Annotated in this window: 14 protein-coding genes; 7 read left to right on the top strand and 7 right to left on the bottom strand. The window is 50.7% G+C overall.

From position 1 onward, the window contains the following. Positions 1-13: 13 nt before the first annotated feature. From napA to H8D24_07155, 5 genes are all read left to right on the top strand, one after another. On the top strand, positions 14-2,560 hold the full coding sequence (gene napA, locus H8D24_07135) for a nitrate reductase catalytic subunit NapA (GenBank protein MBC8520163.1): 2,547 nt from the start codon (positions 14-16) through the stop codon (positions 2,558-2,560). A gap of 13 nt (positions 2,561-2,573) precedes the next feature. Beyond that, entirely contained in the window at positions 2,574-3,017 is a 444-nt protein-coding gene (locus tag H8D24_07140) for a nitrate reductase cytochrome c-type subunit (GenBank protein ID MBC8520164.1), read from the top strand. 125 nt (positions 3,018-3,142) lie between these two features. Next, entirely contained in the window at positions 3,143-3,406 is a 264-nt protein-coding gene (locus tag H8D24_07145; protein ID MBC8520165.1) for a chaperone NapD, read from the top strand. 17 nt (positions 3,407-3,423) lie between these two features. Further along, the gene (gene napG / locus H8D24_07150; GenBank protein ID MBC8520166.1) at positions 3,424-4,281 is read left to right on the top strand and encodes a ferredoxin-type protein NapG; all 858 of its coding nucleotides are present in this window, start codon (positions 3,424-3,426) and stop codon (positions 4,279-4,281) included. A gap of 11 nt (positions 4,282-4,292) precedes the next feature. Then, the gene (locus tag H8D24_07155; GenBank protein MBC8520167.1) at positions 4,293-4,634 is read left to right on the top strand and encodes a hypothetical protein; all 342 of its coding nucleotides are present in this window, start codon (positions 4,293-4,295) and stop codon (positions 4,632-4,634) included. 3 nt (positions 4,635-4,637) lie between these two features. On the opposite strand, the gene H8D24_07160 is transcribed toward H8D24_07155, so the two are convergent. The 7 genes from H8D24_07160 to amrS form a co-directional block, all read right to left on the bottom strand. Then, positions 4,638-6,002: an NAD-dependent succinate-semialdehyde dehydrogenase gene (locus H8D24_07160; protein ID MBC8520168.1), complete on the bottom strand. Its 1,365-nt coding sequence runs from the start codon at positions 6,000-6,002 to the stop codon at positions 4,638-4,640. Beyond that, complete coding sequence (locus H8D24_07165; protein ID MBC8520169.1) at positions 5,992-6,216, bottom strand: hypothetical protein; 225 nt, start codon at positions 6,214-6,216, stop codon at positions 5,992-5,994. The genes H8D24_07160 and H8D24_07165 overlap by 11 nt, the downstream gene beginning before the upstream one ends. Beyond that, positions 6,213-8,348 (bottom strand): ferrous iron transport protein B, encoded by a 2,136-nt coding sequence (feoB, locus tag H8D24_07170; GenBank protein MBC8520170.1) that lies wholly within the window; start codon positions 8,346-8,348, stop codon positions 6,213-6,215. Before feoB ends, H8D24_07165 begins: the two co-directional genes overlap by 4 nt. Before the next feature lie 2 nt (positions 8,349-8,350). Further along, positions 8,351-8,590, bottom strand: coding sequence for a ferrous iron transport protein A (locus tag H8D24_07175; GenBank protein ID MBC8520171.1), 240 nt, complete (start codon positions 8,588-8,590; stop codon positions 8,351-8,353). Between the two features lie 101 nt (positions 8,591-8,691). Continuing rightward, on the bottom strand, positions 8,692-9,153 hold the full coding sequence (locus tag H8D24_07180; GenBank protein ID MBC8520172.1) for a hemerythrin domain-containing protein: 462 nt from the start codon (positions 9,151-9,153) through the stop codon (positions 8,692-8,694). A gap of 169 nt (positions 9,154-9,322) precedes the next feature. After that, entirely contained in the window at positions 9,323-9,901 is a 579-nt protein-coding gene (locus tag H8D24_07185) for a hypothetical protein (protein ID MBC8520173.1), read from the bottom strand. A gap of 18 nt (positions 9,902-9,919) precedes the next feature. Continuing rightward, positions 9,920-11,026, bottom strand: coding sequence for an AmmeMemoRadiSam system radical SAM enzyme (gene amrS, locus H8D24_07190; GenBank protein ID MBC8520174.1), 1,107 nt, complete (start codon positions 11,024-11,026; stop codon positions 9,920-9,922). A 90-nt stretch (positions 11,027-11,116) separates the two neighbouring features. Between amrS and amrB the strand changes: the two genes are divergently transcribed. Further along, a complete protein-coding gene (gene amrB / locus H8D24_07195; GenBank protein ID MBC8520175.1) occupies positions 11,117-11,908 on the top strand; it encodes an AmmeMemoRadiSam system protein B in 792 nt (263 codons plus the stop codon). Continuing rightward, positions 11,905-12,465, top strand: a complete 561-nt coding sequence (gene amrA / locus H8D24_07200) for an AmmeMemoRadiSam system protein A (protein MBC8520176.1) — start codon at positions 11,905-11,907, stop codon at positions 12,463-12,465. The genes amrB and amrA overlap by 4 nt, the downstream gene beginning before the upstream one ends. Positions 12,466-12,467: the final 2 nt, after the last annotated feature.

Here is a 12,467-nt window from a genome sequence, read left to right on the forward strand (position 1 = left end):
AGGAGAAGTATCTATGGGAATCTCTAGAAGAGAGTTTATCAAATCCAATGCTGTGGCCGCGGCGGCTACTGCTGTTGGTATTAGCGGTATCCCCGTTGTAACCCAGGCAAAAGATGGCTACGATTCTGACGGTATCCGCTGGGACAAGGCCCCATGTCGCTTCTGCGGCACTGGCTGTAGTATTCTGGTTGGTACCAAAAACGGCAAGCTGGTAGCTACGCAGGGTGACCCGGACGCACCAGTCAACAGAGGGTTGAACTGTATCAAGGGGTACTTCCTCTCCAAGATCATGTACGGCAGAGACCGTCTAACCACCCCTCTGTTGCGCCAGACTGATGGCAAGTACGACAAGAATGGTGAGTTTACCCCAGTGAGCTGGGATGATGCATTCGACATCATGGCCAAGAAGTGGAAAACGGCGATGGCCAATGACCACGCTCGTGGTGATGGCAAATCCACTGTTGGAATGTTTGGTTCGGGTCAGTGGACTGTTCTTGAGGGTTATGCTGCATCCAAACTTTACAAGGCTGGTTTCCGTTCAAACAATATTGACCCTAACGCACGCCACTGTATGGCATCTGCGGTAGGTGCATTCATGCGTACCTTCGGCTCCGATGAGCCCATGGGCTGCTATGATGATTTTGAGCATGGTGAGAACTTTGTACTCTGGGGCTCCAATATGTCGGAGATGCACCCCATCCTCTGGTCGCGTATCACTGATACACGCCTGACCAAGAAAAACTCATCGGTACATGTTCTCTCTACCTATACCCACCGTAGCTGTGACCTTGCAGACAATGTACTGATCTTCGAGCCACAAACTGACCTGGTGATTGGTAACTATATTGCAAACCACATTATCCAGAGTGGCGCTGTAGACCATAATTTTGTAAAGAAACATACAAATATACGTCTCGCCAATACCGATATCGGTTATGGGCTGCGCCCAAATGATCCTCGTGAGAAGAGTGCAAAAAACAGCTCTCCACGCAAGGCTCAGGTTGGCTCCAAGCCAATGACCTTTGATGAGTACAAGGCATTTGTTGCCGAGTACACCCTGGAGAAGGCCGTCGAGATGTCTGGTGTCCCTGCAGAGAACCTGAAGGCACTGGCTGATCTCTATGCTGACCCAAGCAAGAAGATCGTCTCTCTCTGGACCATGGGAACCAACCAGCATGTACGTGGTGTCTGGATGAACCACCTGATGTATAACCTGCATCTGCTGACCGGCAAGATCTCCGAGCCTGGCAATGGGCCATTCTCTCTGACTGGACAGCCTTCTGCCTGTGGTACCGCACGTGAGGTTGGAACCTTCGCCCACCGTCTGCCTGCAGACCTGGTGGTGATGAAGAAACCACACCGTGACTTTACCGAGAAGACCTGGAAGATTCCTGCAGGAACTATCCCTGGCAAACCTGGATACCATGCGGTACTACAAAATCGCAAACTCAAGGATGGCAAGCTGAATGCCTACTGGGTAATGTGTAACAACAACGTTCAGGCGGCACCAAATCTTAATGATGAGACCATGCCTGGGTATCGTAATCCAAAGAACTTTATTGTCACCTCGGATCCATACCCAACTATTACCGCAATGGCATCTGACCTGATCCTTCCTACTGCAATGTGGATTGAGAAGGAGGGTGTATATGGTAATGCAGAGCGTCGCTCTCAGGCGTGGCGTCAGCAGGTTCCACCTGTAGAGGGTGCCAAGTCAGATCTCTGGCAGTTGATGGAGTTCTCCAAGCACTTCACTACCGAAGAGGCGTGGGGAGAGGCGCACGTTGCGGCCAACCCAGAGTTCAAGGGCAAGACCCTGTTTGATGTGCTCTATGGTAATGGACAGGTCAACAAGTATGGCCTGGAGGATCTGGAGAGAGGGTTTGATAACGAAGAGGCGTTCCACTTCGGTTTCTACCCACAGAAGGGGCTCTATGAAGAGTATCGCCTGTTTGGTCTAAATGGCCCAAAGAAGGGGCATGAGCTTGGTGAATATACCCAGTATCACAAGACGCGCGGCATGCGCTGGCCGGTAATCGATGGCAAGGAGACCCTTTGGCGCTATCGTGAAGGGTTTGACCCACTGGTTAGAAAGTCAAACCCAACGGTTGCCAAGGGTGATGTCTACTTCTATGGAAAACCGGATGGCAAGGCCAACATCTTCTGTTGCCCTTACGAGCCACCTGCGGAGTCTCCGGATGCAGAGTTCCCACTGTGGATGACTACTGGTCGTGTACTCGAGCACTGGCACTCTGGCTCAATGACTCAGCGTGTTCCTGAGCTCTACCGTGCAGTACCTGATGCATTGATCTATATGCATCCAAAGGATGCCAAGGCGGCAGGACTACATGATGGTGCAGCAGCAATGGTTACATCCCGTCGCGGCAGCATGAAAGCGCGCGTCTCCACTCGAGGACGTAACAAGATGCCAGAGGGGCTGATATTTGTTCCATGGTTTGATGCGCGTCGTCTGGTAAACAAGCTGGTTCTTGATGCAACCGACCCTCTCTCCAAAGAGACGGACTTTAAGAAGACCGCTGTTAAAGTGACTAAGGCCTAAGGAGGAGATACCAATGAAAAAGCGTAATATCATGATGTTTGTATTGGGTGCTTCTCTGGCTGCACTGCTAGGTGGAAGTTCTGTTGTTGTGGCTGGCGATGTCACCTCCCTGCGTGGAGGCAGTGATATCAATGCCGATTCGGCAATTCCTACCAGGAAAAACCGCTTTAAGGATGCTGATCCTTTTGCACGAACCTGGAAAGAGCAGCCCCCGGTAATGCCTCACAAAGACTATTCAATCTCTGTAAAAGAGAACGAGTGTATGGATTGTCATAGTGATGCGAACTACAAAGAGGAGGAGGCCACCAAGATTGGCCGTAGCCACTATGTAGATCGTGCCGGCAACACTCTTAACCACCTCTCTGGAGCAAGATTCTTCTGTAATCAGTGTCATGCCCCTCAATACCGGGTGGATCCGCTGGTTGTAAATGAATTCTCAACCAGTGCAAGACGCTAATGGCTAGAGAGTAGCTATTGAGTAGAAATAGCCGCTTGGATCTTGCATGATCCAAGCGGTTTTTTTATGCTGACGGTATAATCAGGATAAACTAAACATATAAAACAAGGGAAAGGAGGCAGATAGTGGAAGATACAGTTATACAAATTTCGGGAGTTGCAATCAGACTCAGACCAGAGATGATGGAGTCGGTTAAATCACAACTCAACGCCATTGATGGTCTGGAGATTCATGCCGAGGATGCTGCAGGAAAACTTGCCATCACTCTGGAGGGGCGTGACGCCAATACCATGACAGATAGCATCACCGAAATTGAGTCAATTGATGGTGTTATTATTGTTAACCCTGTATATATTCACGATGAGACGGAGATTGCAGAGGCCTCTTAACCGAACCTGAGCCAGCCATGAGCAAGAAGAAGGTAGACCGCAGGCAGTTCCTCACCGACAGTGGAAAGATGGTTGGTGGGCTCTCTGTTGCTGGTGCTACGATTGGCCTGTTCGGCAAGCAGGCGAGCTCAATGCCGGCCTATGCGCTGCGTCCACCTGGTGCACTTCCCGAGAATGAGTTTCTGGGCTCCTGTATCCGCTGTGGTCTCTGTGTTCAGGATTGTCCCTATGAGATCCTCCATCTGGCAGAGCTACAGGAAGAGGTGGCTCTAGGTACTCCATACTTTATCGCTCGCGACAAGCCGTGCGAGATGTGCGAGGAGATCTACTGCATCCAGAATTGTCCTACCGGGGCACTGGATAGAGGCCTGGCTGATATCAATACCTCGCGCATGGGGGTTGCAGTTCTGGTTGATCAAGAGACCTGTCTGAACCTGCTGGGGCTGCGTTGCGATATCTGTTACCGAGTCTGTCCGGTTCTTGATGAGGCGATATCACTGGAACGCTTTCACAATGCCCGCACCAAGCGTCACACAATCTTCGTGCCGACTGTACACTCCGATGCCTGCACCGGTTGTGGCAAGTGTGAATATGCATGTCCTCTACCTGTTGCAGCAATCAAGGTGCTGCCGGAAAATATAGCCAAGGGACAACTTGGCGAGCATTATCGTTTAGGCTGGAGAGAGAAGGAGCAGGCCGGAGAGTCTCTGGTGACCCCGGACATAGAGCATCAATACAACCTGCCTGAGGGATTCCAATATGACCTCGAGGGCGAGGGGTTGATTGCACCTGAGGAGGGACCAAACCTTCTTGATCTTAATATTCCGGGAATGCCAAAATTCTCGATTCCCGCCCCCAAAACAACCAAAAAATAGGTTACTGAACCATGAAAACTGTTATTGCGATAATCTGTTCGCTATTTGTCTACCAATCTGCCTATGCCAATGATGCGTCCATATCGGATCGGGTCACTGCGCTGGAGAATCGTATCAGTGAGCTGGAGGATCAGCTCAGGGATAGTATCGGTAAAAATCGCTGGAAGGATGATGTTCTGTGGCAACGGGTCAAAAAGGATATGACATCCCGCTCAATAAAGAGCCTGCTGGGCAAGCCCGGGCGAATTGAGGAGTCGATCTTCACCACCTGGTACTACCATCCAACCTCCAAGCTATATGCTTTTGTCTGGTTTGATGAGGACAAGGTTCTGGGGTGGAAGGGGCCTGAGTAAGTTTTACCCAATCCAGATGGTTTTGGCGTTCACAAACTCATGCATTCCAAGTTTGGATAACTCTCGTCCGTAACCGGAATTTTTGATTCCTCCAAAGGGGAGACGCGGATCACTTTTGACGATCCCGTTTACAAAGGTGGCACCTGATTGAATCTTGCGGGCCACGCGCTCACCACGCTCCAGATCTTCGGTCCAGACGCTCCCTCCAAGCCCAAATGGGCTGTCGTTGGCAATACGGACTGCATCGGTCTCATCTGTGGCACGAATCACAATCGCCACCGGCCCGAAGAACTCTTCACTGTAAGCCGCCATTCCAGGTTTTACATGGTCGAGAATTGAGGGGGCATAACCGGCATGGGTTATATCTGATGGGCTACATCCGGTCAACGGCTCCGCCCCCGCCTCGATACTTCTCTGTACCTGCTGATCAAGCTCATCACGCAGATCTGTTCTCGCCATTGGTGCCAGTGTGGTGGCTGGATCCATTGGGTCGCCCAACTGCAACTCCTCCACGGCCTGTTTGAACCGAGAGACAAACTGGTCGGCAACAGCCTCAACCACAATAAACCGTTTGGCTGCAATACAGCTCTGTCCACTATTAAGGTAACGAGAGGCTACTGCTACCTTTACCGCCGCATCCAGATCACAATCCTCCAACACAATGAATGCATCGGACCCCCCAAGCTCGAGCACGCTCTTTTTGAGGCTTGCCCCTGCTGTTGCAGCTACCTGTCGCCCCGCCGGCTCACTCCCTGTAAGGGTGACAGCGTGAACACGATCATCCTCGATGATTTTTGCCACCTGGGAGGCACGAATCATCAATGAGGTGAATACCCCCTGTGGCGCACCGGCCTCTCTGAACACCTCCTCAATGGCATGTGCAGAGCCGGGTACGTTGGATGCGTGCTTGAGCAGACCGGTATTACCGGCAACCAGTGCGGGGGCGGCAAAACGGAAAACCTGCCAGAGCGGGAAATTCCAGGGCATTACTGCCAATACCGTCCCCAATGGCTGGTGCGCAACCAGGCTTTTGCCAGCATCGCTTGCGATGATCTCATCCGCCAGAAAACCTGGCCCTTCATCTGCATAGTAGTCACATACCCAGGCACACTTCTCTACCTCAGCCTCGGACTCAGTTATCAGCTTGCCCATCTCTTTGGTTAGCATCTCTGCAAGTTCTCGCTTGCGCCTGCGCAACAGCTCTCCAGCCTTGCGCACAATGGCACAACGTTGCTCCAGGGGGGTGGACTGCCAGACTGGTGCTGCGGATGCGGCCTGAGCCAGTGCAGACTCTATCTGCTGTTCATCCCAATTCGGGATCTGCTCAATCACCTCGCCGCTGTATGGATTGATGGATTCAAAACTCATTGCTACCCCCTCTCTTAGTCGTTTTCTGTCTATTGGTCAGTGAGACATTCTGCCCTGACGGGCAATCTTTTCCCTGAGAACAGCCTTGACAGGATGATGATGAGCCATCTCTGCCCAGACCGAGGGCACGTCTTGAATATCGCCACAAGTAGCGCAGGGCAAAGATCAGGATTACCCCCAGCACCATGATCTCTATTGTGGTCAACTCACTCATAAAAAGTACCCCGCAACCCTTACCACAACCCATGCCAGAACCCATGCGATACCTAATCCCAGTCCAATGGAGAACGTGGTCCAGCCAACTGACTGGGTCTCTCTTTTTATAACCGCAATGGTTGCAAGGCATGGCATATAGAGGAGGGTAAAGACCATAAACGCAAGTGCCACCTCCGGAGCCATGCTCCCAGCCATCGCCTCACGCAGACTCATACTCTCCTCATCCACCTCATCACCTGTGTTGTAGAGGACTCCAAATGTAGAGACCACGATCTCCTTGGCCACAAATCCGGTCAGGAGGGCGATACTCCCCTTCCAGTCAAACCCCAGGGGCTCAAATATGGGCTGGATTGTTCTCCCAATCTGCCCCAGATAGCGCCTCTCCTGCTCCTCAGCCGCCTGCCTGTTTGCAAGCTCGGAAAGTGCCTGCTCTCTTGCCTGCCCCGCATCCATCTGCTGCTCTATACGGTGCTGCTCTGCGCCATAGTCCACGCTCAACTCAACGTTTTGAGGAAAGGCCTGCAGGAACCAGATAATGATAGAGCCCACCAGAATGATACCGCTCACCTTTTTTAGAAACTCTACCGCCTTCTCCCACATGTGGATCACAACCGAGCGGGCTGCCGGCAGGCGATATGGTGGCAGCTCCATTACAAACGGATCAGAGAGGCCTTGAAACATGGTCTTTTTCATCATCCAGGCGGCACCCATGGCTACCAGAATGCCCGCCAGGTAGAGCGCAAAGACTACTGTGCCTGCATACTCTGCAAAGAAGATTCCGGCCAACAGTACATAGACCGGCAGACGGGCCGAGCAGCTCATAAAAGGGTTGATGAGGATGGTGAGCAGCCTGTCCCTGGGGTTCTCGATGGTACGGGTCGCCATAATAGCCGGCACGTTACAACCAAACCCCATAAGCAGGGGGATAAAGGCTTTGCCATGGAGACCGATACCGTGCATAAAGCGGTCCATCAGAAAGGCGGCTCGTGCCATATATCCGGTATTCTCAAAGAATGAGATAAACAGGAATAACAGCACAATATTGGGGAGGAAGATGATGATGCCACCAACCCCGCCAATAATTCCATCCACCAGCAGATTGCGGATCAACCCCTCCGGCATTAGCTCTGTGGTTGTATCAGAGAGCCAGCCCACTCCGGAATCAATCCAGTCCATCGGGTATTGGCCAACGGTAAACGTGGTCTGAAACATCAGCCACATAAAGAAGAGAAATAGTGGCAGCCCCAGTGCTCGATTCAGCAGCACCTGGTCAATCCTGCGGGTCATGTTTTGGGCACGTACCGGTTTTGACTGCTGCATGGTCTCCTGCACCAGACCGTGAATAAATCCGTAACGGCCATCAGCCAACAGGGTTGGGGAGTCTTCGCCATGACTATCTTCAAGTTCTGTCTGCTCGCTCTTTGCTGCTGCAATCAGGTCTGCATGGTCATGCTCCTGTGCCAGCACATCGGAGTCCCCCTCCAGAAGCTTGAGTGCCAGCCAGCGAGAGCGCTCCTCCTCAATCTGTCCGGGGTGGAGTTTTGCGATATGTTCCTGGGTACGCTCAATCGCCTCTTCCACATGAGAGTCGTATGGAACCCTGATCTGACGAGAGCTGAACCCATCTTCTGCAATAGCTACTATCGCATCCAGCAGCTTCTCCTTGCCCTCGCCTGTACGTCCAACAGTCTCTACTGTTGGTGCCCCGAGAAGCTGAGAGAAGGTGGCTGTATCGATCTCCATCCCCTTGGCCCTAACCTCATCAATCATATTTAGATTGATAATACGGGGCAGGTCCATCTCGATCAGCTGGGTGGTGAGAAACAGGTTCCTCTCCAGATTTCCGGCATCTACAACATCAACCACCAGATCAGGTGACTCATTAAGGATATACTCACGAGCCACCTTCTCCTCTACTGTTTTTGAGGAGAGTGAGTAGGTTCCGGGTAGATCGATAACATTTATGGTCCACCCCTTGTGGTGTACAGTTCCCTCTTTACGGGTAACTGTTACCCCGCTGAAGTTTCCCACCCGTTGACGCGCGCCCGTCAGGTGGTTAAAGATTGTGGTCTTTCCACAGTTGGGATTTCCTGCAAGGGCTACATTGATGATCTTGTCTGTCTGACCCATGGTCATAACCCCTTATCAATATTGACAAGGATCTGATCTGCCTCTGCATTACGCAGACTTACCTGATATCCACGAATTGTATAGGAGCGTGGATCCCCAAACGGGGCGGTGGAATCAACCCCAATCGTGGAGCCTTTTAGAAAACCCATCTCTGTCAGACGTTGGCGGAGGCGGTTTTCTCCATTAATGCCAATAATGGTGCCCTCCTCTCCAGGCTTTAGTGATGCCAGTGTTGCTTCCATGATGGTCCGGGTTTATTGATGTGTTTGAGAATTATTACTATTTGCAAATAATATCACAAAAAGTATGGCAATACAAAAAGTGGATGCCTCTCCGGCACCGATCAGGCAGTCCGGTATCCCAGCCTCTCCTCGAGATCAACCTCACGAATACAGGATTCACAATAGGCAAAGATATCCGACTCTTCCGATTGCAGACAGTCGTGGATGGTATCCAGATTTTCCAGCACCTCCGCACGAAACTGCTCCCGATCAATCTCGGAACCATCTTTCATCCACCACCTTCTGATCAGAGATACAAAGACAGAGATTACACGCTGAATGTCACCCATCGACTCAAGTATCTGGCTCTTGCGACCAGCAACACAGTTCTGGTCGATAATCATCTGCGAGAACACTCTGTCCTCCAGGGTGAAATGTGCGAAAAGGAGTTTGGAGAACTCCTCAAGTTGCTGGATTATTTCAACTGGATCAAATCCAGACTCACTGTTTAGCTGTGCAACAAACTGATCAATCTGCCCGTTGATCTGTTGGTGTTGCAGTTCCAGTTCCTCATATATCCCCATACCATCTTATAAAGCAATTTTTGTACCACTTCTGGCATCAGTATGAAAAATTGGTATCTTACTGATTTATATATATTAAATAGTTTTATGACAACCCTGATGACTCGATATGGTTAACCTATATCATTCAATTTTTTAACCTTTACATTGAATGCATTGAACGTTTCGTTCAACCAAGCTCTTTTCGGAAACGGTCCAGAGTTGAGCGATATGCTTCGGCATCACCAAAATCGCTATAACGCCAATACCGTGGATGAGGATGCTGAACTCTTCTGGCATGTTTTATGGGGCACCAGTACTGTTCTGTACGACTTGCCACCTCGCTAATATATGATGCCAACCCATTGGCATAACTACAGTAGTAGCAATTTATCTTCTCTATGGCATTCAGGTATGCAAGATGTCCACGATCCATCAACCAGTAGTCACGGCGTCTAACCCGGCCCATACCCCAGAGGGTAAAACAGATCCATTGATAGATGGTGACCGAGATATCAACAATCAACAGAGGGAGTGCCAGCCCGTAGATAACAGGAACCGAGAGCAGTGTTCTTAATTTTGCCCTGCGGATAAACTGAAACAGCCCAACCTTTAGCTGACGCTGCGACTCTGTCATCTCGCGCTCGAAGTGAATTCTCTTCTCTTCAAGCCTGTACCTGAATTCGGTCTGCTTCTCTTCCAGATCACGCTCCAGCTCCTGCTCCAGGTCTACAACCTTGTCCATCAGCTGAATAATCTTGTCATGCATTACTATCTCCTCTCCACTCTATCTGAAATTTGCCATCTGTACGGGAAGGCGCCTGCTGCCCCAGCTACCGGCTTCTCCTTCAAAACCTCCGGCACAACGTGTTCTACATTTTTTACCCCTGCCACTCTCGGTAAGGTTCCACTCTGAAAGCTCATACCAATCCCTGCCAATCAAGAGCTCGCCACAGTGGTGACAGTATGTGCTCTCTCCAGCCTTGTCATGCACGTTGCCGGTATAGGCGTGGTAGATACCATTCCTTTTGGCGATATCACGTGCATGAGTCAATGTCTCTTGCGGGGTAGAGGGTATATCTATCATCTTGTAGTCGGGGTGGAAGGCAGTAAAGTGGATCGGAACCTCTGGCCCCAGATTGTCGACAATCCACTTTGTCATCGCATCCAGCTCTTCAGCAGAGTCATTCTGTCCCGGAATCAGCAGTGTTGTCAGCTCAAACCAGACTGTGGTCTTCTCCTTGAGATAGAGCAGGGTATCCAGTACCGGTTGCAGTGATCCACTGCAGAGCTTGTGGTAAAAATCATCAGAAAACCCCTTGAGGTCGATATTCGCTGCATCCATCTCCTGGAAGAACTCCTCCCTGGCTGCACCGTGAATGTATCCCGCAGTAACTGCAACCGAGCGCACCCCTTTTTTCCTGCAGGCCATGGCCACATCTACCGCATACTCCATAAAGATAACCGGATCATTGTAGGTATAGGCAACACTCTTGCATCCCAACTCGCTGGCAGCTCTTGCGATCATCTCTGGTGAGGCAAAGTCCTGTAGCCTGTCCATCTTTCGTGCTTTGCTCATATCCCAATTTTGACAAAACTTACAGGTCAGGTTGCAACCTGCAGTACCAAAAGAGAGTATTGCGCTGCCCGGCAGAAAGTGGTTGAGCGGTTTCTTCTCTATCGGATCAATCACAAAACCACTGGAACGGCCATAGGTTGTCAGAACTACAGCTCCGCCCTTTGCCATCCTTACAAAACAGAGTCCACGCTGACCATCCCTCAACTTGCACTCTCGCGGACAGAGATCACACTGCACTCTGCCATCACTCAACTGATGCCAGTATGTTGTTGGATAGTCATCTATTGCTACTTCGCTTATCTTCTTGTCACTCATCAAGTTTGCCGTTTTCAGATTTTCAACTACTATTAGTCACTGCGAACACATTGATATAGTGACTATAGACGAGGAGAGGAGTATCTACCAGTGATCAGAGAACCTGCTGTTGCCGGCACCTTCTATCCTGCAGACCCTGTGGAGTTGAGCCACATGGTGAGAGGGTTTATTGATGCTGGACAATCATCAACCACTATTCCGAAGGCAATTATCGCCCCTCATGCCGGTTACATATACTCCGGGCCTGTTGCCGGATCTGCCTATCGTGCATTAAGCCCTCTTAAGGGGGTAGTGGAGAGGGTTGTCCTTCTTGGCCCCTCCCACCACCTTGCCTTTAACGGGCTGGCTGCATCGGGTGCAGATTTTTATGCCTCACCACTTGGATTGGTTCCGCTGGACAGAGACGCCCTGCAACAGGTGATTGAGTTGCCACAGGTTAAGATGATTGACGAGGCGCACCAACCGGAACACAGCCTGGAGGTACATATACCCTTTCTACAGGAGGTTCTTGGTGATTTTTCACTACTCCCTCTGGTGGTTGGCAACGCCAGCCCAACAGATGTTGCCGAGGTGTTGGAGGCCCTCTGGGGAGGCCCAGAAACAGTGATTATAATCAGCTCCGATCTTAGCCACTATCAGCCCTATGAGATTGCCCAGCAGCTGGACAGCAAGACCTCACAAGCCATTGAGGATCTTGATGACAGTGCAATCAACCACGATGACGCCTGTGGACGGATGCCAATTAACGGATTACTTTATCTGGCAAGGAAGAGAGGCCTTCAGGGTGCAGCCATTGATCTGAGAAACTCGGGAGATACTGCTGGTGACAAGAGTCGTGTGGTTGGATACGGTGCATATCTTTTTTCGGCACAGTCGACATGAACCAAACCTCTAAAGAGAACCGCAGGATCATGCTGGAGCTTGCCCACTCCTCAATCCAGTATGGAGTTGACCATGGAAGAGTCTCAACTGTTAAGCTGGAAGAGCTACCACCCCAACTACAGGAGTTGGGAGCATGTTTTGTGACTCTGGAGATAGAGAGCCAGCTACGCGGCTGCATAGGGTCACTCGAGGCATATCAACCTTTGGCTGAGGATCTGGTTAAAAACAGTTTTGCCGCAGCATTCCAGGATCCACGTTTTCCACCTCTGGGAGCCGAGGAGTTTATCAGGACAGCCATAAAGATATCTCTGCTCACTCCCGCCTCCCCAATAAACTTCAAATCCGAAGATGACCTGATCAGACAGATCAGACCCGGTATAGATGGACTTATTCTCTCTGATAGAGGGTATCGCGGTACCTTTCTCCCTTCCGTCTGGGAACAGTTGCCCTCTCCTGAACTTTTTGTCCAGCACCTAAAACAGAAGGCTGGACTGCCAGCCAATTACTGGACCGATACTATTAAGGTCGAACGTTATCAGACCGAGTTAATTACTTAAAA

This window comes from Candidatus Thiopontia autotrophica, from assembly GCA_014384675.1.
GTDB lineage: Bacteria > Pseudomonadota > Gammaproteobacteria.